Raw genomic sequence first — 26728 nt, 5'->3', positions numbered from 1 at the left:
TACCATATTATGTAAAAATAGATACTTCAAAATAGCAACAGCTGCATTGCCTATAACAATACAAAAAAACCAGCCTAAAAATCCAGGCGGCTGGTTTTCGCACCAATTATGCACGATCATACATCACTTTTTTTCTTTCCGTCTATTCTCCACCTTACTTTTTTCCTGAAGAAAAATCAATCTATTTTATCTTTTTATTTTGCTTTCATTGCCCTATTTTTCTGATCACAAGCTTCCATTGCAGAAAGTATTGCTCCTCTAAATTTATGTTCTTCTAATGCGGCAACTGCCTCAATGGTAGCCCCCCCTGGAGTGCAGACCTCATCTTTTAGCCATCCTGGATGCTTCCCCGTTTCAAGCACCATTTTGGCGGCGCCTAATACGGCCTGTGCCGCAAGCCTATATGCTGTATCTCTAGGAATTCCACTTCTTACACCGCCATCTCCCATTGCTTCAATTAGCATGTACACATAAGCAGGAGAAGAACCGCTAATTGCAGGGATATAGTCCATTAGCTTTTCTTCCATTACTTCTACCGATCCAAAAGAGGAAAATAAAGTTTTTATAAACTCTATTTCCTCTCCTGTCACTTGTTTGCTATAACAAAAGACAGTCACTCCTGCCCCTACTAAAGAAGGAGTGTTTGGCATAGAGCGAATAATTTTTGCGTCTTTACCTAAATAAGTATACATAAATTCAAGGTCAATTCCTGCTGCAATTGTGACAACAACAGCATTCTTTTTTCTCTCCAGCTTTATTTCATCTAGTACGGTCCCATATAAATGTGGCTTAACTGCCAAAATCAAAATATCAGCAAACTTTGCTACTTTTCTATTTTCAAGTGTATATGGGACTTTATATGCATCATGAACTAATTTACATGTCGACTCTGTTTTTGCACTAACTAATATACTGTCATGTGGCACAAAGGATGATTGAATCATTCCCGCAATCATTGCTTGCGCCATCTTTCCGCATCCGATAAATCCAATTGTAGTGATGGTAAACAACTCCCTTTTGATTTTTCTCCTTTTATGTTACACGAATGATTATAAAGTTCAAATTTATAGCGTGTCGACCATATGGCGATTACTGCTATAAGCAAATGTCTATATGAATAAAACAAAACTAGAAATAAATCCCTTTATCTAAAAAAAGATTGTTTAATCGTTGATCTTTGATACGTTTTTCCAATTTCCTGATGCATTAAAAAAAATAATTATTTTTCTATAAACCTTTTTCCTTGCGATTTATAGGTGTCTGTGACTAAAAAAGCTGCAAACAATGTACTTATTGTTTGCAGCTTTTTTCATTTCTAAATGATATATCTCTATTGATTGTCTTTTGTGAACAGCCTACAACATTTTAATAGATGATGCTACACTTGGGCCTCTGCTAATGAATCGACAATTCATATATAAGCAGAAAGCCTAATTCCTTTAATTATTTTATTATAATCTTTTAAAAATTCTTGTTCCTCTTCCTTGATAAAGCCGCTTACTGTTATCAGCAATTCTTTTTTCCTTCATTTTTCTCGAAAGTACTCATCTTTTTCTCTCTTCTAAAAGTGATATAAAAGTGCTGCCATACTATAACCTATTGCAACAAAGCAAAATATTACTTTACTTTATCTCCCGATTTAATTTTTCCATTTAATAAAGCATTTTCTAGAGCAAATATTGGGATTGTTACGCCTGTATCCCCATATTTTTCTCCAATAAATCCATACTTCTAACTTATTCAGTGTCTCTGCAATTTCTGGTTTTGAAAACTGAGAATATCTAATGATTAACAGCTGTCACCTTCAATTCTGCTGTCGTAAGCATATCATTAATCAAGTTTTTCCAATCATCGGAAAAACAGCTGACATCATGGGACATAAATGTTAATTTCTTCTCTTCTAACATTGCTGTCAAAAAAACACTTTCTGCTTATCCCATCTATTTATTCGGCACTTCTAGAATATAACTCTAGTATATTTCAAACGTTTCTTTACAATAGATTAAAACTATAGTTTTCTCTTAATAATATTTCATCTTCAGCTTCTTATCCCCTTTTCGTTTAATCTCTTCAGCCATTTTCTTCAAATCTTCTGAAATAAAACAAGTATAAAGAACTTGTCGTTGAATAACCTTAGAGGCCTCTGCTATTTTTGGCTCTTCAAATTCGAATAAACCCATACCATCTTGATTTTCTCCTGTTAAATGAGTATTATTCATTTTTGTATTTCTTTTCCCTATAAATAATTTGTTATACTATTTACGCTTTCTTTGTACTCCATTATAAATAAATGGATTTGAGATCGATGTCCTTTCTTCCATCACTCTTCTTTATACATGATGCATACCAAATACACTCCTAAAGATTGACCGATGTACAATTTTGTTAATGTATATGTATTTATGCTCATTAAAAGATAATTTGAAAGTGACATTTTTAGAACAAAAAGCAACTCCCCTAAAAATCCTATTTTTTAGGGGAGTTTTATCTTTATGCATAAGCCTGATTTTCTTCTTTTCTAAAGAAACTTGTCATCGCATTAAAAACATCTGACTTCTGTCTTAATAAATAGTAGCGGAATTTTTCATCTTGAATATTTTTATAAGCAGACATTAATGTACTATGACGATTGTACTGATTGACTTCCCCATAACCAAACATGTTGGAAACTTTCATCAGTTCTTCCACCAATTTGACACATCTCGCATTATCGGAAGTTAAATTATCTCCATCAGAGAAATGGAATGGATAAATGTTAAATCGGCCTGGATCATACTTATTATCAATCAGCTCCAGCGCTTTACGGTACACTGATGAACAGATGGTTCCACCGCTTTCTCCTTTTGAGAAGAAATCTTCTTCTGATACTACCTTTGCTTCCGTATGATGAGCAATGAACTCAATTTCTACCGTTTCATATTTTGTCCGCAAAAATCTGGTCATCCAGAAAAAGAAGCTTCTCGCCATATACTTTTCCCATAAGCCCATACTGCCACTTGTATCCATCATCGCAAGCACAACCGCTTTTGAATCAGGTTTTACTACTTCATTCCATGTTTTAAATTTCAAATCTTCTGGATAAATTGGATAAAATCCAGTTTTTCCTTTCATCGCATTCCGTTTAAAGGCAGACATCATCGTTCTTTTTTTATCAATATTCCCCATTAGCCCAGTTTTGCGGATATCATTAAATTCAATATTTTCTACAACGATTTGATCCTGCTCTTTTCTTTTTAAATTTGGCAATTCTAATTGTTTAAATAATGCTTCTTCTAATTCCATCATCGATACTTCTGCTTCAAAATAATCCTCTCCAGGCTGATCGCCTGCTCCTTGCCCTTTTCCAGGTCCTTTTTGTCCCCCAGATCCATCACGAGCCACTACATCTCCAACTTTGCTTTCACCATTTCCTTGCCCTACATGTTTGTTTTTATCATAATTATAGCGGATTTTATACTCATCTAATGAACGAATTGGAATTTTTACAACTTCTCTTCCATTTGACATTACAATATTTTCTTCTGTTATTAAATCAGGCAAGTTATTGCGGATTGCTTCCTGTACTTTTTCCTGATGGCGTTGTTGGTCATCGTGCCCTTTGCGATGGAGGGACCAATCTTCTTGGGAAATAACAAACTGATGATTATTTTCTTTTTTTGTCAATACTACCCCTCCTAAAAAATTATTAAATAATGCTCACCTAATCGGTGTTTTATGCATACACTAATTCGGGCAACATTTTTTCTAAAAATAGTGATTACTCTATCATATGCCAGATAAGAAAATAATTTACTAATTATTCTAATAATTAGTAAATGTTTTATCTAAGCGGCTGTTTGTGAAGTAAAGAAGGAACAGACATGCTATTGCCTGTTCCTTTCTTGTCATTCTTATCGATTTAATAGGCTTCCAACGTATCTTAATAATTCATTTGCAGAAGTGGAGTTATAGCCGTGCTCGTCAATCAGTCTTGCTACCACTTCATTTACTTTCTTCAATTGCTGTTCATCAGGCGTTTTGGTGGATGTTGTAATTTTCACCACATCTTTTAAATCAGCAAACAACTTCTTCTGAATCGCTTCACGAAGTCGATCATGAGAATTGTAGTCAAATCTTTTCCCTTTTCTTGCATATGCTGAAATACGGATTAATATCTCTTCACGGAATGATTTTTTTGCATTTTCGGAAATGCCGATCTGTTCTTCAATTGAACGCATTAGCTTTTCATCTGGATTAATTTCTTCTCCTGTCAGCGGATCTCTTAGCTTATTTTTATTGCAGTAAGCTTCCACATTATCCAAATAATTATCCATTAATGTTTTTGCACTTTCTTCATAAGAGTATACAAATGCTTTTTGCACTTCTTTTTTGGCAATTTCATCATACTCTTTTCGTGCAAGTGAAATGCAGTTCAAATACTTTTCTTTTAATTCATTAGTAATGGATGAATGCTGATCCAACCCATCTTTTAATGAACGAAGAACATCTAGTGCATTAATGCTTGTAACTTCTTTACGAATAATGGTAGAGGAAATGCGATTGATTACATAACGTGGATCAATGCCACTCATTCCTTCATCCGCATACTCATGCTGCAGTTCTTTCACATCAGCAGAACTGAACCCTTCGACATTTTGACCATCATATAAACGCATTTTTTTCACTAAATCAATATCGCCTTTTTTCGGTTCTTTTAATCTTGTAAGAATGGTAAAGATTGCAGCAATCTTTAATGTGTGTGGTGCAATGTGCACATCATACACATCACTTTCCATAATCATTTTTTCATAAATTCGTTCTTCTTCGGTTACCTTTAAGTTGTATGGAACCGGCATTACAATTATGCGAGAATGCAATGCTTCATTCTTTTTATTCGAAATAAAGGAACGATACTCTGTTTCATTTGTATGAGCTACAATCAGTTCATCAGCAGAAATCAGCGCAAATCTTCCTGCTTTAAAATTCCCTTCCTGTGTCAAGGAAAGCAAATGCCATAAGAATTTTTCATCACACTTTAGCATCTCTTGGAACTCCATCATTCCTCTATTTGCTTTGTTTAACTCACCATCAAAACGATATGCACGCGGATCTGACTCTGATCCATACTCGGCAATAGTAGAGAAATCAATGCTACCAGTTAAATCAGCAATATCTTGAGATTTCGGATCAGATGGGCTAAATGTTCCAATACCTGTCCGCTTATCCTCGGAGAAGAATATTCTTTCTACCATTACATCTTCAATTCTTCCATTATATTCCTCTTGTAATCTCATCAAGTTAAGCGGAGACAAGTTGCCCTCAATTCGAATGCCATACTCATCATAAAAGTCTTTGCGAAGGTTATGTGGAATCATATGAAGCGGGTCCTCATGCATTGGGCAGCCTTTAATTGCATAAACTGCGCCTTTATCTGTATAAGTATATTGTTCCAACCCTCTTTTTAACATTGTTACGAGAGTTGATTTCCCTCCACTTACAGGCCCCATTAAAAGCAATATACGTTTTCTTACATCTAGACGCTTTGCAGCAGGATGAAAATACTCTTCTACTAATTTTTCTAATGGCTCTTCTAAACCAAATAATTGATCAGAGAAAAATTTGTATTTCTTTTTCCCATTTACTTCATCAATACCCGCATCTTTAATCATATTGTATACTCTTGAATGCGCAGATTGGGCTACCCAAGGCTTTTCTCTCAATATTTCCAAATATTCACCAAATGTCCCTTCCCATTTCAACAATTCTTCCTCTTGTCTGTACATCTCAATTTTTTTTAAGATATTCATATGGACCTCCCCTGTCACATTTTCAGAGACGAATAATATAATGTATGCACTACAGTGTACGAACATGCTTAAAAGAAAGAATAGTTTTTTTCAAGTACTATTTTATATGGAGAAAAAAACTCTTTCTGTAAAAGCAATTATCCTCTCAAAACTTTTAATAGTTTGGAAGAAGATATTGGATAAGCATTTGTTTTAATCTATGCTGAGACATTCTATATTATTAAAATAATTTTTATTTTTTTCTGAATTCTTTCCCAAGGATACTTTCTGCTATATCATATCTATCCATACTTGCTTACAATAAAAAAACAGATGAGTTAATCACCTGCTTTTTTTTGTCTATTATTTTTTCTCTTATCAATGCTCAGACGAATGTGCATCATAAAATAAACTAACCTATTTTTGCTTATTTTTTATGGATTAAAATTTTTTTGCACTTCTCTGCAGCATTTGAATTGATATTTGACTTTATCGCAAATTCATTTTTTGCTTTTTTATAAATTCATTCATATATAAACGAGATTTTCCTTCTAGCATTCCCGTCATCTGCTCAGTCCATTTATCGCTTCTTGCATTTCCTGTCCGCTCTTTATAATAAGCAGAGATTATCTTATTATACTCTTCAAGCTCTTCTTTATATGTATCCATATCTTGCTCATACTCATTTTCATGATAAATATGGCGGAATGGGATTCTTGGTTTTTTTTCGGTATGCTGATCTGGATATCCAACAACAAGTCCAAATAATGGAATAACCCTTTCAGGTATATTTAACAGTGAGCAAACTTCTGGCAGATTATTGCGCAAACCGCCAATATAACAAATCCCCAGTTCCAGTGATTCTGCTGCAATGCTAGCATTTTGAGCAGCCAAGGAAGCATCAATTACACTTACCATAAATTTTTCAGTTGTTTCCAATGACGCAGATATATCTTTCCCTTCCATTTCTGCCGCTGTAAAATGGCGATGCAGATCCGCACAAAATATAAATAAATGCCCATTATTTTCTACATATGATTGATTACCTGCCAATAAAGAAAGTTTTTTCTTCTTTTCTTTATCTGTAACACCAATAATGCTGTATGCCTGCATAAAGCTTGAGGTTGAAGCACTTTGGGCTGCTTGGACAATTTTCTCCACCTGTTCATTTGACAAGTCCATATCCTTAAATTTGCGAACAGATCGATGTCCTGTAATTGTTTCAATAACTGAATTCATGTTATACACTCCCCTTTTATTAAGCTGCATGGCGAAACACGATGGATAAATGATGCTTCATCCCATTTCTTATAGTATTAAAAACAAATGCTTTTAGTAAGTAACGTACCCATATTATAATGAAATACTAAACTTTCTTTTACTAATTTGCTTAAGAACTTTTTTATGCTTCACCTTTTTTGTTTGGCAGAATTTTTTAAGTAGTCGCTTTTTGCAAAAATGTTCTTTTTATTCCTTTAAGCAAGGCAAAGAAAAAAGCCGCAAAATCACTTTGCAGCTTTTTTCTTTAGACAGTTACTTCACTAAATCCCGATAGTTTTGTTGGCGCAGCGCTTCATATACAAGAATTGCTGCTGTATTAGAAAGATTTAAAGAACGGACATTATTATTCATTGGAATGCGTAATGCACGATCCTTATTATTTTCTCTGATTTCTTCTGGCAGTCCTGTTGTTTCTCTGCCGAAAATGAAATAATAATCTTTTTCCTTTTGAGTATAATCAAAATCCGAATAAGTTTTTGTGCCAAATTTCGTTAAAAAGAAAAATTCTCCCCCCTCATTTTCTGTAAAGAATTCTTCTATCGAATCATGATAATGAATATCTACGAATTCCCAGTAATCAAGTCCTGCTCGTTTTAACATTTTATCGTCTGTAGAAAAGCCAAGCGGACGTATTAAATGAAGAACCGTATCTGTTGCAGCACATGTACGTGCAATATTTCCAGTATTAGAAGGAATTTGTGGTTGATATAGTACAATATGTATTGCCAAAACGATTGTCACCTCTATAAATAGTTGCTGTTTTAGTGACTATTATACACAACTTTCCTTAAAAACAATAATCCTCTCGCTTCTTATTTAAATGATTTAATTATTTAAAATAGTGAAAAATCTATATTTAATATTCGGAGTATATGCAGATGAATCCTCATACTTCCAATATCTCATTCTGCTATTATACGTATGGGCATTTACTAAAGGTTCCCCATTTCCATCTTTTCCTGTAACAATTGTAGTATGGTCATATTTTCCATCTCCTTGAAAATCATAGCAAATTACATCTCCTAATAATAAATCAGTTGCTGTTTTTACCTCTTTTGCTCGTAAGCCTTTTGTAGAAGCTGCCAAATACCTTGGAAAGGCGTTTGCAACAGACCAGCTATAACTCCAATTATTATTCTGCATCCACCATCCTTTATTCCTATTTGGATATCCATGCATCTCTCCTCCCCCTGCACGCACACATTGAGAAATATAATTTGTGCAATCCACTTCAAATTTTTTATAAGCTGGGTTATAGCTATTCCACCACTTTTCTGCATATTGAACTGCTTTTAAGCGATCATACGTATAACTTCTTGTCTGTTGCTTCTCCTCATCAGATACGACTTCTTCTAATAAACTTTCTTCCTCCTCACAAAAACTACTTTCTTCGATTGGAAAATAAACAGGAATTTCATTATCCTCAATAAGTACACCTTTATAAAATGTTCCTTTTCTTTTTTCCATCTCTTCTTCAATATAAAAAAAATCTAATTGCTTGATAAAATATTGAAGATGAACTGTATAATAAACTTCATCCGCCTCTTGAAGCGGCTCAATATAATCAATATTTCCTTTTCCTTTCACCTTTATAATCTCTGCATTTCTTTTAGCAAAAAAATTTTTTTTCCTCTCAAGTTTTTTATCCATAGCATAGCTTCTATCATGGGATACACATTGTTGCATTCTTTTTTCTAATAATTCAAGCAGCTGTTGCTTCACAATCCATTCACTCCCTTCCCACTAAAGATATGTCCGTTCTGGCTATTTTTTGCATAGATGATATTAAAATTGCTAATTCCTTTCTCATTTCCACCAATCTTACACATAAAAAAAGAAGGATAGTTTCCTATCCTTCTGATGAAATTCTAGCAAAAGCAGCTTCTATTTCTGCTAATACTTCTTCATCTTTTTCTATTGCTAATCCATTTGCCAATGCTTCTTTTGCTGATTGGCCACCAATTTTCCCTAATGCCCATGCAGCTGTCCCTCTCAATACAGGACGAGGATCTTTATTCATAACAAAAATAATGTCCTCTACTGCTGATTCTTCTTTATAATGAGCAAGTGCAATAAGCGCATTTCGCTGTATCGGTTTTTTTCCTCTCCAAGAACCGGATATATGCCCATACTTTTCTTTAAATTCTTTATTGCTGATATGCAACAACGGCTGAAGAAGAGGCTTAGCAATTTCCGGATCTGGCTCCATTTCCGGATGGTTATGAAAATCGATTCCCTTATTTTTAGGACAGACTGTTTGACAAGTATCACATCCATATATTCGATTCCCTAACTTTTCCCGAAACTCTTCTGCGAGAAACCCTTTGGTTTGGGTTTGAAATGCAATGCACCTTTTCGCATTTAGCTGTCCCCCCTGTATTAAAGCACCTGTTGGACATATTTCTACACATTTATTGCAGGAACCACATTGATCTTCCATTGGAGTATCTGGAATAAAAGGCAAATTTGTAATCATTTCTCCTAAATATACATAAGATCCAAATTCCGGAGTAATAATTGCGCAGTTTTTGCCTGACCAGCCTATTCCCGCTCGTTGGGCAACCGCCCTATCAACAAGTTCTCCTGTATCTACCATTGATTTGCATAATGCACCTGGAACTTTTTCGATAATAAATTTTTCTAATTTCTGCAATCTATCTTTTAAAACAACATGATAATCCGTTCCCCATGATGCCCGGCAGAAAATTCCTCTCCTCGCTCCCTTTTTGCTGACAACCCGCTCCTTCATTTTCGAAGGATAGGCAAGAGCGATGGAAATAATGGACTGTGGCTTATCCATCAACAAAGAAGGATTAACGCGTTTTTCTATATCTTTTTCCTCAAAACCTGATTGATAATCTAGTGCCTGCTGCTCTGCTAAACGAATTTTCATTTCTTCAAATGTGCTTGCACTCGTAAAACCAATTTTATCAATTCCAATTGTTTTGCTGTATTCAATAATCTCTTGCTTTAATTGTGCATAATTCACAACATCCCTCCTTATTCTTTGGATTTCAAAAATAGTTAGGATAAAATATACTATATATACTCAATGGAGGTTAATAGATTGCATACTATTTCTATTTCAAAAGACATAAAACAGGTTGTCCCACATTTTAAAATCGGAGTGATTAATTACAGCAATATTGAAGTAATTCCATCTCCTCAAATGATTAAAGGAAGACTTCAACTTTTTCAGGAATCGATCTACTTTGAATTAGAAGATACCAATATAAACGATATCCCATCGATTAAAGAATGGAAAGAAATCTTTAAAGCAACTGGAAAAGATCCGAATCGCTATCGTCATTCTGCTGAAGCCTTATATAGAAGAGTAAAAAAGCAAAACTACTTGCTGCCAATCAACAGCAGCATTGATTTGAATAATTTCTTTTCCCTTCAGTTCGGTGTGCCGATCGGGATTTATGATACTGCGAACCTTTCCGGCGATATAACTATTCGAATCGGAAAGGAAAACGAGCAGTACGCCGGTTTAAATGGAAGAAGCAATTCTCTCGAACATTTAATTATTAGTGCGGATAAATTAGGACCCTTTGGAAGTCCATTTGTTGATTCTAACAGAGCTCCCGTAACATTTACAACAAAAAATGCTGTTCAAATTGTCTATTTACAAGCTTCTACTTCAGTTGAAACAGCCACAAAAATGACTGAATCCTTAATGAATATGTTTATTCAGATACATGGTGGAGAAGGAAAATTTGCCATTGTTGATTAATTTATTTTAATTCTTCTGCTGGCTGTGTATAACGAAGCAAACGGCTAATAAGCAGAAGAATTCCAATACATAATTAGCTTTTTCACAAAAACATTAAAAAACGCAATGCTTCGTTCTTGTAGTTGAAACGAAACACTGCGTTGTGAGTAGTTATGTATGGAGCGGGTGATGGGAATCGAACCCACGACATCAGCTTGGAAGGCTGAGGTTTTACCATTAAACTACACCCGCAAATTTATTTTTATTTTCATGCCTCTTTAGCACGTTTTTTATTATATAACTGTTAAAAATAAAAAGCAACCAATTTCGACATTTTTTTTATTTTTTAATTATGTTAACGAAATTTAGTTTCTAAGACACTTTTTTCTTCCACATAAATTAGATTTCCTTCACCTCCATTCGCTTATATTGCAGCAAACTTGTTTCCTTTCAATTTATTATCCATTATATAATAAAATAAGCTAATTTATACCATTTTATATCGAAAATATAAGAAAATTCATTTTTCTCATAAAATTTCAAACATAAAAAAATTGTTGACTTTTTAGTTTATGAATTATATATTTTAACTAATCAATCGAACTTATAATAATATATAAAAATCTTATCTAGAGCGGCGGAGGGACAGGCCCTATGAAGCCCAGCAACCAAATTATTCATTAATTCAGGTGCTAATTCCTACAAAACAGATTCGTTTTGTAAAGATGAGAGAAGCTACTATAACTGGTACCACTTCTCTCATCTGAGAAGTGGTTTTTTGTATTATTTAAGTTCTAAAGCACAAATATACTAGGGGGAAACAAAAATGAAAAAAACATTTGCATTATTATCTGCACTTTTATCTTTATTAATCATTCTTTCAGCGTGTGGAAAAGATGAAGAAAAAACAAAAGCACTTAGTACAGAAAAATTACTTGTTGGAGTTACTGGCGGCCCGCATGAACAAGTAATGGAAAAAGTTAAAGAAATTGCTGCAAAAGACGGCTTAGAAATCGAATTAAAAGTTTTTAATGATTATAATACTCCAAATACAGCTTTAAATGATGGCGATTTAGACTTAAGCAGCTATCAAACAAAACAATTTTTAGATGCACAAAAGGCTGATAAAGGCTATAAAATTAGTGAGGTTTTTAAAACATTAACATTTCCTATGGGTATCTATTCTAGCTCTGTAAAAAGCATTGATGATATTAAAAAGGGCGATAAAATCGCAGTACCTAACGATCCAAGCAATGAATACCGTGCTCTTAAATTATTCGAAGCAGCTGGCCTGATAACTCTAAAAGAAGGCACTGGAGAAAAAGCAACAAAAAAAGACATTGATGAAAATAAATTAAACTTAGAAATCCTAGAATTAGATTCTGCTCAATTGCCATCCCAACTAGGCGAAGTTGCAGCTGCAGCTATTAATACAAACTTTGCAATGGGTGCAGGTCTAACACTAAAAGATGATTCTATCTTCCATGAAGAAGAAAAAAATAATCCATATACAAACTATGTTGTTGCACGTGATGCAAATAAAAATGATGAAGCAGTTGAAAAACTAAAAAAATATTATCAAAATGATGAAGTTAAACAATTTATTGAAGAAACATTCAGTGGTTCTGTGGTTCCAAGCTGGTAAGGAGGTTCTAGCATGATAAGTCTGCAACATGTGTCAAAAACATTTAATGTTGGAAAAAAAACAGTGGAGGCGTTGAAAAACGTTTCCCTTACTATCCAAAAGGGTGAAATAGTTGGAGTAATAGGTTATAGCGGCGCAGGAAAAAGTACACTGATTCGATGCGTCAATTTATTAGAAAAGCCTACAACAGGAAAAGTTCTAATTAATGATGTAGATATTACATCCCTAAACAAAAAGGAACTTCAAAAGGTTAGACAGAAAATCGGAATGATTTTCCAAGGTTATAACCTTTTAAAAACTGCTACTGTTTATGAAAATATAACCATTCCACTAAAATTAGAAGGTGTCCCAAAACAAGATATAAAAAAGCGGGCGGATAAGTATTTAAACATTGTTGGTTTAAGTGATAAACACCATATGTACCCAAATCAATTATCCGGTGGGCAAAAGCAAAGGGTTGCTATCGCTCGAGCTTTAGCGCATGAACCGGAAATTTTATTAAGCGATGAAGCAACAAGTGCCCTTGATCCTAATACAACAGAATCTATTCTTGATTTATTGTTGCAAGTAAACAAGGAGCTTGGCATCACCATCTTTTTAATCACTCATGAATTAGATGTTATTCAACGCATATGTGATCGTGTAGCTGTCATGCAAAATGGGGAAATCGTAGAAGAAGGAAAAGTTCTTGATATCTTCTCTAATCCAAAACATTTACGCACAAAACAATTTGTGTATGGGGAATCCGGAATAAAAGTACCTGAGCACTTCGCTGATAAATTACCAAAAAGAGGAAAGGTCGTATCACTAACTTTTATTGGGGATTCTGCTAAAGATCCTTTTTTAGCGATACTTGCTAAAGAATTTAATGTGCTTCCAAGCATTATTGCAGGTGGAATCGACCAGCTTAAAGACCAATCTGTTGGAAAATTGCTTGTTCATATTGATGGTGAAGCAGCAGAAGTGGAAAAATCCATTCAATTTCTTAAAGAGAAAAATATTTTAGTAGAAGAGGTGAATCAATAATATGGGTACATTTTGGGAAGATTGGGGAGAAGTCATTCAGGAGGCATTTTTCCAAACGGCGCAGATGACAAGCATCTCTCTTATAATCTCGATTATTATTGGCTTGCCTTTAGGTGTTTTGCTTGTTTTAACTCGTAAAGGTGGACAAGCAGAAAATATTGTTTTTTATACAATCATGAATACAATAATAAATGTAATTCGTTCTATTCCATTTATTATTCTGTTATTTTTTATCCTTCCTTTTACAAAGCTTATTGCTGGAACAACAATAGGCGTACAAGGTGTTATCGTTCCCCTTGTTGTATACACGGCTCCTTATATCGCAAGATTAATGGAATCCTCTATCTTAAGTGTGGACCGTGGTGTCATTGAAGCATATCAATCAATGGGAATAAGCACATTTAAAATTATTTGGAGTGTATTAATTAGAGAGGCCCGTTCTTCTATTATCCTTGGCCTTACTATTGCCACTATTGGTTTAATTGGCGCTACAGCTATGGCTGGACTAGTAGGGGCAGGTGGATTAGGCGATGTTGCCTACCAATATGGGCATTTGCGTTTTGAGCCTACTGTTATGTATACGACCATTTTTATTCTTGTTATTATCGTACAATGTATTCAATCTTTTGGTAATGTTGTTGCACGTAAATTAAGCAAGGATTAATAAAAAATAACCAAGGATGCAGTTCAGCAAACTGCATCCTTGGTTATTTTTATAATAGTAGCATAAAAACTACTAATGACTGCTATTTATTGCAGCTTATTTCTGAAAAATGCTTTTTTGCTGTTTAATTCCATATATACTCATTATCATCATAATTATTCCCATTATTAAGACATAACCATTTACAGCCTCTGCCACTCCTATTGCTTGTGAAAGAAAACCTAGGCAGATGACTGGAATGCTCACCCCTAAATAAGTGATGACAAAAAAAGTCGATACAATATTTCCTTTGATTCTGTTTGGTGCTGCTTCATTCACTAACGCCAAACTTGCTGCATATGCTGGCCCATTTCCCCCGCCTATTAAAATGGCAGAAATCAATAATAACGCTAAAGATTTAGTGCTTAATGTAATCACTAATAATATAAGCCCTAAAGCTAAAAAACTATAGCCAATGCCAATCATTTTCTTTAAAGATAATTGTTTCAGCAAAATTTGATTAACCGCTGCTGCAACTAGTCCTAAAGCAACTACAATACCTGAGATAGTTAAGCTGTTTACCTTTGTAAAACTGGATAGGTTTGCCGGTATAATAGACATAAACATACTGATAATGGACCAAGCTACAAAAGACGTGCAAGAAGCAAATATAAACGGCTTTATAATTTCTTTTGGAACAAATGGTTTCTTTAGCTGAACAGGCTGTAAACCTGGACGAACATTCTCATTTAAGAAAAATAATCCAATAAAACTAGGAACAATAAATAGCAGATGAATATAAAAAGATAATCTTAATGGGAATGGGGCAAAGTCTCCCAATAAACCAGAAAGGATTGGACCAATCGCATTGCCAAGTGTAACAGCAAGTGCACAGATCAATGCTGTTCTTTTCGTATTTCTCTTTTCATCTAACTCCGTAAGTGCGGATACTGCCACTCCATTTAATATTCCAACAGACAGCCCTTGAAATAGTCTTCCAACAAGAAGCATTCCCACTCCATTAGCAACGGTAAAACAAAAAGTTCCAATTATCGCAAAAAATATTCCTGGAATAAGTACTTTTTTGCGGCCAATCTGATCAGAAAGCTGTCCCGCCACTATAATAGCAGGAATAACTGTAAATGCATAAAAGGCAAACACCAGGGTAATCATTCCAGATGAAAGCCCCCACTCTTGCCGATATAATGTATAAAGAGAGGCAGGGATATTTGTTCCAAAAAGTGTGAGAAATAAGCTGCATGCCACCAGCCAAAAAGATACCTTTTTGCTTAATGTTTTTTGGGCTTTTAATTCTTGGATAGCATTTGCTTTTTCATGGAGCTTTTGCTGTAATGGAGATTGTTGGAGGGTTGCAGTCTCAACTTCCATTACATCCACTAGCCCTTGCAGACCGATTACTAAATTTTGCACCTGAATATGTTCTGCACAACTCGCTATGCGAATGCGCGTCGTTTCTTCTTTTTTATAATTTTTTGTTGTTATCCGTTCAATATTGACGCCATATGCACCAAATAAATTGGAGACACGAGCCAATACTCCCGGTTGATCTTTAACTAGCATGGAGATGCGATAGACTGGCATCATAAACGGTCCCTCCTTTATCTTCAGGAAATCTACTTACATACATTGTAAAATTGAATAATTATAAAGTCCATACATTTGTAAGAAAATATTACATTAAAAATTATATTTTTTATTTCCAATATAAAAACCTTTAAAATAGTATATCTATTCATTTTATTCTTTTCATCCGTTAAAATCCCTGACTAATTTTTCTGAAAATTAATGTATAAATTATGTATATTTACAGATAATTCTTTTTTTTCATTCTATTTATTCTTCTTTGTTTTACTATTTTTTATAAATAAGCACTAATTAACCTGCCTACTATCTTTATTAATTTAGAAATAAATTGGTTAATTTTCTTTATTTAAAGGAATAGTACTTAATAAAAGGCTTATTTTTATTATCCGTTTTATGCTTAGACATAATTTTGACAAAATCTAAAATGTTTTTCCTCTATTAGATAGCCAAATATCGACAAGTTTTGTACACTAAATAAGAATATTTTTACTATATATAAAACTAGTTATCATTATACAATCAGTTTTCTTTATGAAAAAATTATATTTATTTTAACTAGTCTTAGGAGGTTACTGATTTGGAAGTTAAATATTTAGCGGAAGTAGAAGCTTTAGCGTTAAAAAAATTAAAGATATTCAAACAAAGTCGCTTACGATCTATTTTGCGCTCTATGGTAGCAAGCATGTTTATTGGCTTTGGAGTAATTGTAGCCTTTAAAACCGGAAACTTCTTTTTTATGGTGGATTCACCGATGGCTTACCCAATGGCTGCTCTCGTATTTGGCGCTGCCATTATCTTAATTGCATATGGAGGGGGCGATTTATTCACCGGCAATACTTTTTACTTTACTTATGCTGCATTGCGGAAAAAAATCCCTTGGTCCGATGTATTTAAAGTATGGGGGACAAGCTATGTAGGGAATATTTTCGGAGCCGCTACCTTTGCTTTATTAATTTATTTAACAGGCTTGTTTAACTCAGCAGAGGTAAATGGATTTTTGCTAAATGTGGCAGAGCATAAAGTGCATGCCCCGATTTCCGAATTGTTTTTCCGAGCTATTCTTTGTAATTGGCTTGTTTGTTTAGCATTTTTTATTCCTATGACATTAAAAGGAGATGGACCTAAACTATTTGCAATGGTACTCTTTGTTTTCTGCTTTTTCATTTCTGGATATGAGCATAGTATCGCAAATATGTGTACATTTGCTATTGCATTAGTATTAAATCAAGATCCTGCTATCAATTTTGTCAGTGTCATTCGCAATATTATCCCTGTTACAATAGGAAATTTAATCGGCGGCGTATTTTTTATGGGTTTTATGTATTATTTTATCAACAAACCATTTATTAAAGAAAATGAAGAAGCTTGATTATTATAGCAGCTTCTTTAAACGAAAAAATATGCAAGCTATGACTCATCATGGTTTGTATATTTTTTTGCGCACAACTACTAATAAAAAGAAGTTTTCCCTAAAAAAAATATATACTCCCTCTCAAGCTTCCGTTCTCTTCTGTACTCCATTTAGACAGAAATAAAATGGAGACACAATCTCCTCCATCCTAAGCAATAAGCTAAAGCTATTAGTATGATAATCTCCATCGGTACCATATTCATTCGACAGTGCAGCTTCCTTAAACATTGATAGTCTCTTGCACTGCAAATTACCTTAATGTGATTTCAAAAATCCCCTTCTTGTTTTCTGCAAAACTTCCCATATCCTTTCTTCTCCTCCTTGTCACAAAAAAACTTTTTGACTACTTGAAGATGCAGGTGTAAATTTATATTAGTATATTCAAATAATCAAATATACTAATATAAAATAAAGAAGGGTTAAAATGAAAAGATTAGCAATAAAGGATAGTCGATTTGCAAACTATAAACTAGCTTCCTTTCAAAAAGATTTAAATTCAGGCATTATTGTCGGCATTATAGCGTTGCCTCTTGGAATGGCTTTTTCAATTGCTTCAGGCACTCAGCCGGAGTTCGGCATTTATACGACCATTGTCGCTGGAATTCTTATTTCTCTATTGGGCGGCTCTAAATATCAAATTGGTGGACCAACAGGAGCTTTTATTCCTATCGTATTAGGCATTGTTCTTACATACGGATTTCAAAACTTGCTGATTGCTGGATTTATGGCAGGGATTATCTTAATTTTGATGGGAGCTCTAAAATTAGGAACTTTAATTAAATATATTCCTAAGCCTGTAACTATTGGCTTTACATCCGGAATTGCTATAATCATTTTCACTGGGCAAATCAGCGCTTTTCTCGGATTGGAAAATATAAAAAGACATGAAGCATTCATCGCCAATATGCATGAAATCTTTTTGCATGTAGACAGCATAAATTTTTATAGTGCATTCATTGCACTTATTTGTTTTTTTATTATTATCATCTCACCTAAAATATTTCCTAGCATTCCAGGTCCACTTATTGGAATCGTTATTTCAACAATTATTGCAGCACTTTTTTTTCCAGATAAATTAGCAACCATTAAATCAACTTATGGAGGAATTCCAAGTTCACTTCCACAATTTTCTTTCCCTGATTTTTCTTTCGATAGGATTCTTATGCTGATTAAACCAGCTTTTATTATTGCTATCCTTGGAGCTATAGAATCATTATTATCTGCTGTTGTTGCTGATGGGATGACAAACAGCAAACATAATAGCAATAAAGAATTGATTGGGCAAGGCATCGCCAATATGATCACACCACTATTTGGAGGAATTCCAGCAACTGGTGCAATAGCAAGAACTGCCACGAATATCAAAAACGGGGCAGCATCTCCCGTTTCTGGCATTATTCATGGGGTCACCGTATTATTGGTACTGGTTATTTTTGCACCTCTCGCTGGAAAAATCCCCCTGGCAAGCATGAGTCCAATATTAATGGTTGTCAGCTGGAATATGAGTGAACAGCATGTTTTCCGCTCCATTCTAAAAACAAAATCAGGAGATTCTCTTGTTCTTGTTGTAACATTTTTATTGACTGTATTTTTTGACTTAACTACAGCCGTTGCTTTCGGCCTTATTTTAGCAACAATTATCTTTACAAAAAGAATGAGTGATATAATGAAAACATCTAATGCCCTGCCTAACTTGAACAATAAATTAGAATCCATAGATGAGCCTATTACACATGGCTGTCCCCAAATAAGCATCTTTAATGTGGAAGGCCCGCTATTTTTTGGCGCTGCGCAAACATTTGAGCAAACAATCAGACAAACCATTCACTATACACCCAAAGTTCTCCTGTTAAGAATGGGAAAAGTTCCTTTTATGGATATTACAGGAGAGGCCTACTTTTCTAATATTGTTAAAAGTTTTTCTAAACATGGAATTGTCCTTATTTGTGAAATGAATTCACAGCCTAAAGACATGTTAAGAAAAACAGGATTATATGATTTAATAGGAGAAGATCGTTTTTTTAGCGGCACTGGTGATGGCATAGAATACGCATTAAAACAATTGAATCATCAAACATGCTCTCACTGCAGCAAATTTGTATTCAAAGAATGCACCGATTTAAATATTGTCGATGCTAAACAAGAACAGTATTCTATCACTACACTAAACTAGTGGTATAACGAGGGAGGATGCTATTTGAATTTAGAAATACAACAATTTAAAGCTGATTTTTTTAAAGCTTTAGCCCATCCGCTAAGGATTCAAATTTTAGAAATATTAGCAGAAGAAGATAAAAGTGTGAATGAAATATTGGCATTATTAAACATGGAAGGATCAACGGTCTCTCAGCAGCTAATCGTACTCCGCGCCAAAAATATTGTAACAGGAACAAAAGATGGCAACCGGGTTATCTACTCATTGCGCGATCCAGCTATTATCGAGCTTTTATCTGTAGCAAAAAAAATATTTAACAACCATTTAATTGATGCTATTTCTATGCTTGATAAAGTGGCAGAAACAGATAAAGGACTGCAAAAAAAACTCCAAGAATAATGAAGATGCTAAAAAGTATTCAAGTTTTTTAAGCAATATATCCATAAAAAAGAAGCTAAGGATCTACATAAATAGATTATTAGCTTCTTTTCTCTTTCAATAGAGCTTTTTGATGCCTACTCTATAAAAACACTTTTTCTTTTTACCTATTATTAGTATTTGGATAAATCACTTTCCAGTGATTGAATAATAACTGGCTTTTTATTTGGATCAAGCCACTTTAATATGGATGCAATATTATCTTTTGATACAGCTGTGCAGCCTAATGTATAATCTCCTTTGGCGATATGAAAAAATATAGCGCTGCCTTTGCCTTTAACTCGTTTCGTATTATAGTCAATAACAAACCCATAATCATATTGAGGAATATTCATGCTTTCTGTTTTTTCCCCTGTTTTTTTCTTGGACTGCAAGGTATTGTAATATTTTGATTTCACATTATCCACCCATACATCATCACTTGTAATTCGATGATAAGAGAGTTTTGTGCCTGGATTTGCCTTTCTTCCAAAAGCAGAAGTTATCGTATACTTCCCTGCTGGCGTACTTTTAGAGCCTTCAGATATTTGATTTTGTATGCCATTTTTTCCAACAATGCCCTTTACGGACTTTACACGCTTCCATTTTCCATTTTTGTCTTTAGAGAATGTTTGAATAAGAGCACTTGTCTCTTTTTTCCCTGTTGTTGTCACCAAAATCAGCTGCTTGTTTTTAGTGATTGTTTTCATTTTATTGACGATTTTTTCGCTCTCTGCTTTTGATGTAAGCTTGCTGATTTTTTTTACATAGGTACTAGAAACATAACCATAGCTCTTTTTATAGTTGATTTTGAGCCAGTTCCCCTCTTTTTTGACCACCTCTACTTTGGATCCCTTTTTTAAGGTGCCAATTACTTTATACTGTGTGCCAGGCGATTTTCTTACATTTAAAGCGCTCGCTGTTGTTTCTCCCGTATAAAGAGCCTTTGCTTTTGCCACAGCTGCTCTATTATCTGGCATCAATATCGCAAAAAGCAAAACTGCTGCCATTATCATAATAAATGAAAATCTTTTCTTCATTGGTTTCCCCATCTTTCTATGCTTTTTTTCCAAAAAGAAGCATATTTCTTTTTATACTTTTCATTTTCTTCTTTTTGAATACATGTTCCAGTTCTTTTAAGTCTTCTTCTTGCAATTAATCATATAAATTTCTTATCCCTTGAATAATATCAAAACAAATCAATGTATAATTTTTTCCTTCATATATTGTAAAAAACGCCTTTTTATTGCTTCTAGCACCATTTTCTTTTGTTTTTTTCCAACTGCTCCTATTTTCATGTTATGTATTGCTGTTGCGAATTTTTTATCCTTTGTCGCTTCCCATGCGGCAGGAAAGTCCTTCAGGATTGCTTATCGCTAGTTGATAAAAAAACTGGGCTAATCTCTTAGTATAATTATTAAAATTTGCAAGCCCTTCTTTTAATTGTTCCCACACATCATATGCCCAATCCACCTTCTGTCTTGTCCGTTCCATCAGCTGATTAAAAGAGCATGTTATTCATTCTTATCATCAGATTGCAGCATGTCAAAAAGACTTTTTATCCGGCTATGCATCAATTAACTCCCCTTTTAATTTTATTTTGTTTTGCTGGAAATTACAATTAAAGCAAGGAAACAGTTATATGACGAGTATTAAAATTATATTTCTAAATGGAGTCTATTCCCATAATGCGCATCTCTTTAATGCATAGAAAAAGACTTAAGGCAAAAAAACTCCTTTGCCTTAAGTCTATACAGAACCCATCCACCACTTTGATCTACCAACTACTTCTCTCATCCTCTTAAGCTAAGGACAAAAAGCCCATTAATGGGGGATAGACTGGAATTTTTGATTATCACCTTCTAAAACCTTCCGGATCGAAAAATAGAATAAATTAGCCAAAAAAACATCAGCATAGCAATCACAAAACCGATTTCAATAATCGGCAACTTCCAAAGCACGGTATGAACTCCACTAAGCGCCACACCAATAATTAGACCGACCATTACAATGCTTAATGCTAAAAGTACAATGCTAAAAGACATTTGATTGCTCATTCGATCCATTTTTTTTACTAATGTTTCTAATTGTGGAGAAGTGACCTCTACTTCTACCTTCCCTTTTCTCATTAAACTGGAGAACTGTTTGATGCTTAATGGAGCTTCCTTTAATAAATCGATGTAATCTGGCACATCTTCCATCCAATTCTTCACCATTTTCCATGGATTGAAACGATCTAATATGAGCTTTTTCCCAAAGGGCTCTGCTACATCAAACACACTAAAATCTGGATCTAAGTCTGCTACAACTCCTTCCATCGTCATAAGAGACTTCCCAACAAGCGTTAATTCTGTCGGTATGCCGATATGATGCCGGTGAGCCATATGGAATAAGTCATTAATGGCTTGTCCCATGCTGACTTCTTGAAGTGGAATATCATAATATTTTTCCCTCATTGCCTCTACATCTGCTGTTAACTTTTTTATATCAACATCTTCTGAAATCATGCCTAAATCCGATATAGCCCTTATAATTCCTTTTGTGCTTTTATTGCGAAGGGCAATGATAAAAGAAGCTAAGTATTTTTTTGTATAAGGAGATATTTGGCCGACCATACCAAAGTCAAGCAATACAATCTTTCCATCTGGAAGCGCTAGCAGATTTCCAGGATGGGGATCTGCATGATAATGGCCAATATTTAATATTTGATGAAAAATAATATAGGCCAATCTTTCAGCCAAGACTGAACAATCTAATCCTGCATCTTCTAATCTTTTTTGATCTGTTAACTTTATTCCTTCAATATAATCCATCGTTAATACTTTTTTAGTGGAATAGTCCCAATAAACCGTTGGAATGCTGACATATCCCAACGGTTTATTAAACTGTTTAAACTTTTCCATATTCCGCGCTTCAATGCGATAATCTAATTCCAAAAGCAGCCCCTTGGAAAGTTCTTCTATAATATCAAGAAGATGATATCGTTTTGCCCATTCCATACGCTTCTCTGCCAATCTTGCCAAGTCTGCAATAATCTCTAAATCTGTTTCTACTAAAGCTAAAATATTAGGTCTCTGGATTTTCACTACAACATCTGAACCATCCTTTAACCTTGCCCGATGAACTTGGCCAATAGATGCAGCAGCAAGTGGCTTTTCTGAAAAATCCTGAAATACTTCTGTTACAGAACTTCCTAGCTCCTCTTCCAGAATTTGAACCGCTTCTTCATATGTAAACGGAGGCACCATATCCTGCAATTCTTTTAACTCATTCAGAATATCAGCGGAAAAAAGGTCCGGTCTTGTACTAGCAATTTGCCCTAGCTTAATAAAGGTCGTTCCCAATTCTTCCAAAAGCAACCGAATGCGCCTGCCAGTGCTTTTAGGATCTGCATTCTTATGAAATAAAAACTTCTCTTCCCAACCCATTTTGTGAGAAACAAAACCAATTCCATTTCGAGCAAGAATAGATGTTATTTTCCGATAACGATGCATTTGTCTAATACGCTTACTTGCTCCCATTATAACTACCCACTTTAATTATCAGCATTTTTTCTTTCCAAAGCTTCAATCCGCTCCTCAAGCCTTTTCATATCCTCTACTGTGGCAATTCCCTTCTCCGTAAATACAGCAGAAACTTTCTCGCGAGCTATAGCCTCCATTTGTCCTTTCATTTCTTCTCCTTTACGCAATAAATGCTCAATAAGCTCTTTTGATTCTCCCTTTGTTACCTCCCCTTTCTTCACTAACTCCTCCACTGTTTTCTCTACTTGTTCTTTTCCTGCAATGGCCAATCCAAGTCCTAAAGAAAGAGCTTTGCCAATCGTATTCTTCATTGTTATACTCCCACCTTTCATTTCTTCTCAAAATGGATGCAGATATAATCCCATCTGCTTCTTTCGTACTTATCTTATGGCTAACTTATTTCATATTATGCTAATTTTTTATTCTACTATTTTCACTAAAATTAATTTAAATCTTAAAAAAAGTCAAATATTTTACGTTGAATTTTTATGATCATTGATATATTCCATAAAAATAGTTAGTTTTATCATCAACAATACCTTTTTTAGCAATATAGCAGATATTTTTAATCTATAACTAATCGTAATGCTCTATAATATAGTTATAATAAAAACAGAAATGGTGTGTGACTAAGTCGCACCTACATCCTTTCTGCGAATTTCAGGGATATAGGGGAGGTAAAAATGAACAACAGAGAAACTAAAACAGACGTTATCTTAATCGGTGCTGGAATCATGAGTGCGACTTTGGGAACACTTCTGAAAGAACTAGTGCCTGACTGGAAAATTACAGTATTTGAGAAGCTTTCAAACGCAGGAGAAGAAAGCTCCAATGAATGGAATAATGCAGGAACAGGTCATGCGGCACTGTGTGAGCTTAACTACACAGTCGAAAAACCCGATGGATCTATAGATATTAGTAAAGCTATAAATGTTAATGAACAGTTCCAAGTTTCTATGCAGTTTTGGTCTTATCTTGTAAACAGAAAGCTGCTAAATCGTCCTAAATATTTTATCAGACAATTGCCTCATATGAGTTTAGTTCAAGGAGAACAAAATGTATCATTTTTAAGGAAACGTTTTGAAGCGCTCTCAAAAAATCCCCTATTCCAAGGGATGGAATTTTCCAATGATTCAAAAAAACTGATGGAATGGATTCCGCTTATTATGCAAGGCCGTCCATCAAATGAACCTATAGCCGCAACAAAAATCGACTCTGGAACTGATGTCAATTTTGGCGCTTTAACTCGCATGTTATTTGACCTTCTCAAAAGTAAGAATGTCGATATAAACTACAATCATAATGTTAATGATATTAAACGTACTAGCGATGGCTTGTGGAAATTGAAAGTTAAGAATCTCGATAGTGGTGGGATTGAATCTCATACTGCAAAATTCGTCTTTATCGGAGGCGGAGGCGGAAGCATACATTTATTGCAAAAATCCGGTATTCCTGAAGGAAGAAATATTGGAGGATTCCCCGTAAGCGGAATATTTATGGTTTGCAATAATCCAGATATTGTGGCCAATCATCACGCCAAAGTATATGGAAAAGCTAAAGTTGGCGCTCCGCCAATGTCCGTTCCACATCTTGACACACGTTTTATTGACAATAAAAAATCATTGCTGTTTGGACCGTTTGCCGGCTTCTCACCAAAATTTCTAAAAACAGGATCAATGTTTGACCTGGTAGCTTCCGTAAAACCAGATAATCTCTTAACCATGTTGTCGGCGGGAGCAAAAAACATACCATTGACAAAATATCTGATCCAGCAAGTTATGTTATCGAAAGAACAGCGCATGGAAGAGTTGCGTGAGTTTATTCCAAACGCCAAAAGTGAGGATTGGGATTTAGTAGTAGCAGGCCAGCGTGTGCAAGTAATAAAAGATACAGAAGCAGGTGGCAAAGGAACTCTTCAATTTGGCACAGAAGTTGTCAGCGCCGCTGATGGTTCCATAGCAGCATTGCTCGGCGCTTCTCCAGGAGCTTCCACTGCCGTTTTCGTCATGCTTGAAGTGCTAACAAAGTGCTTTCCTGAACATATAAAAGAATGGGAACCAAAAATTAAAAAAATGATTCCTTCTTATGGCAAGAAACTAATGGACAACCCAGAACTTTTGCGCAAAATTCATGCATCAACCGCACAAACTCTACAACTCAGCGAAAAAAAGCCCGTTTTTAGTTAATTTTTTCAATAATGAAGGGTTCAAAAAAACCATAATGAAAATAGAAATAAAATGTAAATCCAATTAAGAAATTCATAGAATATCATTGGAAATAAAACAACGAACCTATGAGTCAAAGGTTCGTTGTTTTTATTTCTGCGCTGATTCGCATCATAAATAATAGCAGACGGCTAGTTCACTTAAGAAAAAGAGGCAATCATACGGCCATTTGCTGGTGCATTATACACAAAAACGACGACTTATCATTTTGATAAAATCGTCGTTTTTGTATGTTCTTTGATACCGGTGGCCGGGGTCGAACCGGCACTCCAGAGGAACACGATTTTGAGTCGTGCGCGTCTGCCAATTCCGCCACACCGGCATGATGACATACATAATAGCTTATAAGTTTTTTAAAGTGCCGAGGACCGGAATCGAACCGGTACGGTAGTCACCTACCGCAGGATTTTAAGTCCTGTGCGTCTGCCAGTTCCGCCACCCCGGCGTAATTTATTGATAGTTAAATAACTTTATAAGCAAATTATGGAGGCGGCAACCGGATTCGAACCGGTGGTAAAGGTTTTGCAGACCTCTGCCTTACCACTTGGCTATGCCGCCATAAAATAATATTTGGAGCGGAAGACGGGATTCGAACCCGCGACCCCCACCTTGGCAAGGTGGTATTCTACCACTGAACTACTTCCGCGAAATGGCTGGGCTAGCTGGATTCGAACCAACGAGTGACGGAGTCAAAGTCCGTTGCCTTACCGCTTGGCTATAGCCCAATAATAATATTATTATATTCTTAAATTGGTAAATCGTGCTAATTAAAATGGGGCGAATAATGGGAATCGAACCCACGAGTGTCGGAGCCACAATCCGATGCGTTAACCACTTCGCCATATCCGCCATAAAAATTATTTGGCAGGGGTAGTAGGAATCGAACCCACACCGGAGGTTTTGGAGACCTCTGTTCTACCTTTAAACTATACCCCTAAAACAAATGGTGGAGGGGGACGGATTCGAACCGCCGAACCCAAAGGAGCGGATTTACAGTCCGCCGCGTTTAGCCACTTCGCTACCCCTCCATAATTCCTTAGAAGGTGGCTCAGGACGGAATCGAACCGCCGACACAAGGATTTTCAGTCCTTTGCTCTACCGACTGAGCTACTGAGCCATATTATATTTTCAAAAATAATGGCGGTCCGGACGGGACTCGAACCCGCGACCTCCTGCGTGACAGGCAGGCATTCTAACCAACTGAACTACCGGACCATATATTGCGGGGACAGGATTTGAACCTGCGACCTTCGGGTTATGAGCCCGACGAGCTACCAGACTGCTCCACCCCGCGACGATAATACTTTAAATAATTA

General features: G+C 35.2%; 22 protein-coding genes, 12 tRNA genes and 1 riboswitch. Of the genes, 8 read left to right on the top strand and 26 right to left on the bottom strand.

Going from position 1 to position 26728, the window contains the following annotated elements:
- Positions 1–194: 194 nt before the first annotated feature.
- From proC to queG, 9 genes are all read right to left on the bottom strand, one after another.
- Positions 195–1010 (bottom strand): pyrroline-5-carboxylate reductase, encoded by an 816-nt coding sequence (gene proC / locus NCCP28_RS05075; protein WP_309296615.1) that lies wholly within the window; start codon positions 1008–1010, stop codon positions 195–197.
- A gap of 771 nt (positions 1011–1781) precedes the next feature.
- A complete protein-coding gene (locus tag NCCP28_RS23575) occupies positions 1782–1916 on the bottom strand; it encodes a hypothetical protein (RefSeq protein WP_282579524.1) in 135 nt (44 codons plus the stop codon).
- Between the two features lie 105 nt (positions 1917–2021).
- Positions 2022–2219 carry a hypothetical protein gene (locus tag NCCP28_RS05070; RefSeq protein WP_248560326.1) on the bottom strand — a complete coding sequence of 66 codons (198 nt, stop codon included), beginning with the start codon at positions 2217–2219 and terminating at the stop codon, positions 2022–2024.
- 271 nt (positions 2220–2490) lie between these two features.
- Positions 2491–3663, bottom strand: a complete 1173-nt coding sequence (gene yhbH / locus NCCP28_RS05065) for a sporulation protein YhbH (protein WP_248560325.1) — start codon at positions 3661–3663, stop codon at positions 2491–2493.
- Positions 3664–3890: 227 nt separating this feature from the next.
- Positions 3891–5786: a PrkA family serine protein kinase gene (locus tag NCCP28_RS05060; RefSeq protein WP_248560324.1), complete on the bottom strand. Its 1896-nt coding sequence runs from the start codon at positions 5784–5786 to the stop codon at positions 3891–3893.
- Positions 5787–6254: 468 nt separating this feature from the next.
- Positions 6255–7004: an oxygen-insensitive NADPH nitroreductase gene (gene nfsA / locus NCCP28_RS05055; protein ID WP_248560323.1), complete on the bottom strand. Its 750-nt coding sequence runs from the start codon at positions 7002–7004 to the stop codon at positions 6255–6257.
- 294 nt (positions 7005–7298) lie between these two features.
- The gene (trmL, locus tag NCCP28_RS05050) at positions 7299–7775 is read right to left on the bottom strand and encodes a tRNA (uridine(34)/cytosine(34)/5-carboxymethylaminomethyluridine(34)-2'-O)-methyltransferase TrmL (RefSeq protein WP_248560322.1); all 477 of its coding nucleotides are present in this window, start codon (positions 7773–7775) and stop codon (positions 7299–7301) included.
- Between the two features lie 96 nt (positions 7776–7871).
- On the bottom strand, positions 7872–8768 hold the full coding sequence (locus tag NCCP28_RS05045; RefSeq protein ID WP_248560321.1) for an amidase domain-containing protein: 897 nt from the start codon (positions 8766–8768) through the stop codon (positions 7872–7874).
- Positions 8769–8895: 127 nt separating this feature from the next.
- Entirely contained in the window at positions 8896–10035 is a 1140-nt protein-coding gene (gene queG / locus NCCP28_RS05040) for a tRNA epoxyqueuosine(34) reductase QueG (protein WP_248560320.1), read from the bottom strand.
- Between the two features lie 63 nt (positions 10036–10098).
- Here queG and NCCP28_RS05035 point away from each other — a divergent pair, with 63 nt between their 5' ends.
- Complete coding sequence (locus NCCP28_RS05035) at positions 10099–10782, top strand: B3/B4 domain-containing protein (RefSeq protein WP_248560319.1); 684 nt, start codon at positions 10099–10101, stop codon at positions 10780–10782.
- 157 nt (positions 10783–10939) lie between these two features.
- On the opposite strand, the gene NCCP28_RS05030 is transcribed toward NCCP28_RS05035, so the two are convergent.
- Positions 10940–11013: transfer RNA gene (locus NCCP28_RS05030), tRNA-Gly, on the bottom strand.
- A 370-nt stretch (positions 11014–11383) separates the two neighbouring features.
- Positions 11384–11493: riboswitch (SAM riboswitch) on the top strand.
- 94 nt (positions 11494–11587) lie between these two features.
- Here NCCP28_RS05030 and NCCP28_RS05025 point away from each other — a divergent pair.
- From NCCP28_RS05025 to NCCP28_RS05015, 3 genes are read left to right on the top strand one after another with little or no spacing between them, the layout of a single operon-like run.
- A complete protein-coding gene (locus tag NCCP28_RS05025) occupies positions 11588–12406 on the top strand; it encodes a MetQ/NlpA family ABC transporter substrate-binding protein (protein ID WP_248560318.1) in 819 nt (272 codons plus the stop codon).
- 12 nt (positions 12407–12418) lie between these two features.
- Positions 12419–13432: a methionine ABC transporter ATP-binding protein gene (locus NCCP28_RS05020; protein WP_248560317.1), complete on the top strand. Its 1014-nt coding sequence runs from the start codon at positions 12419–12421 to the stop codon at positions 13430–13432.
- A gap of 1 nt (position 13433) precedes the next feature.
- Positions 13434–14096: a methionine ABC transporter permease gene (locus NCCP28_RS05015; protein ID WP_248560316.1), complete on the top strand. Its 663-nt coding sequence runs from the start codon at positions 13434–13436 to the stop codon at positions 14094–14096.
- A gap of 96 nt (positions 14097–14192) precedes the next feature.
- On the opposite strand, the gene NCCP28_RS05010 is transcribed toward NCCP28_RS05015, so the two are convergent.
- The gene (locus NCCP28_RS05010) at positions 14193–15680 is read right to left on the bottom strand and encodes an MFS transporter (protein WP_248560315.1); all 1488 of its coding nucleotides are present in this window, start codon (positions 15678–15680) and stop codon (positions 14193–14195) included.
- 577 nt (positions 15681–16257) lie between these two features.
- On the opposite strand from NCCP28_RS05010, the gene NCCP28_RS05005 reads away from it, so the two are divergent.
- Positions 16258–17049, top strand: coding sequence for a formate/nitrite transporter family protein (locus tag NCCP28_RS05005; protein WP_248560314.1), 792 nt, complete (start codon positions 16258–16260; stop codon positions 17047–17049).
- Positions 17050–17172: 123 nt separating this feature from the next.
- Here the strand turns inward: NCCP28_RS05005 and NCCP28_RS05000 are convergent, their stop codons facing one another.
- Positions 17173–17319: a hypothetical protein gene (locus tag NCCP28_RS05000; RefSeq protein WP_248560313.1), complete on the bottom strand. Its 147-nt coding sequence runs from the start codon at positions 17317–17319 to the stop codon at positions 17173–17175.
- A 196-nt stretch (positions 17320–17515) separates the two neighbouring features.
- Between NCCP28_RS05000 and NCCP28_RS04995 the strand changes: the two genes are divergently transcribed.
- Positions 17516–19264: a SulP family inorganic anion transporter gene (locus NCCP28_RS04995; protein ID WP_248560312.1), complete on the top strand. Its 1749-nt coding sequence runs from the start codon at positions 17516–17518 to the stop codon at positions 19262–19264.
- A 24-nt stretch (positions 19265–19288) separates the two neighbouring features.
- Positions 19289–19645, top strand: coding sequence for an ArsR/SmtB family transcription factor (locus NCCP28_RS04990; RefSeq protein WP_248560311.1), 357 nt, complete (start codon positions 19289–19291; stop codon positions 19643–19645).
- Positions 19646–19797: 152 nt separating this feature from the next.
- Here NCCP28_RS04990 and NCCP28_RS04985 read toward each other — a convergent pair whose 3' ends face one another.
- From NCCP28_RS04985 to NCCP28_RS04975, 3 genes are all read right to left on the bottom strand, one after another.
- Positions 19798–20703 carry an SH3 domain-containing protein gene (locus NCCP28_RS04985; RefSeq protein ID WP_248560310.1) on the bottom strand — a complete coding sequence of 302 codons (906 nt, stop codon included), beginning with the start codon at positions 20701–20703 and terminating at the stop codon, positions 19798–19800.
- An 822-nt stretch (positions 20704–21525) separates the two neighbouring features.
- Positions 21526–23184: an ABC1 kinase family protein gene (locus NCCP28_RS04980; protein WP_248560309.1), complete on the bottom strand. Its 1659-nt coding sequence runs from the start codon at positions 23182–23184 to the stop codon at positions 21526–21528.
- A 14-nt stretch (positions 23185–23198) separates the two neighbouring features.
- Positions 23199–23498 (bottom strand): phasin family protein, encoded by a 300-nt coding sequence (locus tag NCCP28_RS04975; protein ID WP_248560308.1) that lies wholly within the window; start codon positions 23496–23498, stop codon positions 23199–23201.
- A gap of 372 nt (positions 23499–23870) precedes the next feature.
- Between NCCP28_RS04975 and NCCP28_RS04970 the strand changes: the two genes are divergently transcribed.
- Positions 23871–25373, top strand: a complete 1503-nt coding sequence (locus tag NCCP28_RS04970; protein WP_248560307.1) for a malate:quinone oxidoreductase — start codon at positions 23871–23873, stop codon at positions 25371–25373.
- Positions 25374–25653: 280 nt separating this feature from the next.
- On the opposite strand, the gene NCCP28_RS04965 is transcribed toward NCCP28_RS04970, so the two are convergent.
- From NCCP28_RS04965 to NCCP28_RS04915, 11 genes are all read right to left on the bottom strand, one after another.
- Positions 25654–25734, bottom strand: a tRNA-Leu gene (locus NCCP28_RS04965).
- Positions 25735–25771: 37 nt separating this feature from the next.
- Positions 25772–25857: transfer RNA gene (locus tag NCCP28_RS04960), tRNA-Leu, on the bottom strand.
- A 39-nt stretch (positions 25858–25896) separates the two neighbouring features.
- Positions 25897–25970 (bottom strand) — tRNA-Cys (locus NCCP28_RS04955).
- A gap of 13 nt (positions 25971–25983) precedes the next feature.
- A tRNA-Gly gene (locus NCCP28_RS04950) sits at positions 25984–26058 on the bottom strand.
- A gap of 4 nt (positions 26059–26062) precedes the next feature.
- Positions 26063–26137, bottom strand: a tRNA-Gln gene (locus NCCP28_RS04945).
- A 48-nt stretch (positions 26138–26185) separates the two neighbouring features.
- Positions 26186–26261 (bottom strand) — tRNA-His (locus NCCP28_RS04940).
- A gap of 13 nt (positions 26262–26274) precedes the next feature.
- Positions 26275–26348, bottom strand: a tRNA-Trp gene (locus NCCP28_RS04935).
- Positions 26349–26356: 8 nt separating this feature from the next.
- A tRNA-Tyr gene (locus NCCP28_RS04930) sits at positions 26357–26440 on the bottom strand.
- 16 nt (positions 26441–26456) lie between these two features.
- A tRNA-Phe gene (locus NCCP28_RS04925) sits at positions 26457–26529 on the bottom strand.
- A 21-nt stretch (positions 26530–26550) separates the two neighbouring features.
- Positions 26551–26627 (bottom strand) — tRNA-Asp (locus NCCP28_RS04920).
- A 5-nt stretch (positions 26628–26632) separates the two neighbouring features.
- Positions 26633–26706 (bottom strand) — tRNA-Met (locus NCCP28_RS04915).
- Positions 26707–26728: the final 22 nt, after the last annotated feature.

Source organism: Niallia sp. NCCP-28 (assembly GCF_023168165.1).
GTDB lineage: Bacteria > Bacillota > Bacilli > Bacillales > Cytobacillaceae > Niallia.
The sequence above is the reverse complement of the archived record's forward strand: the minus strand, read 5'-3'. Positions and strand labels throughout refer to the sequence as shown.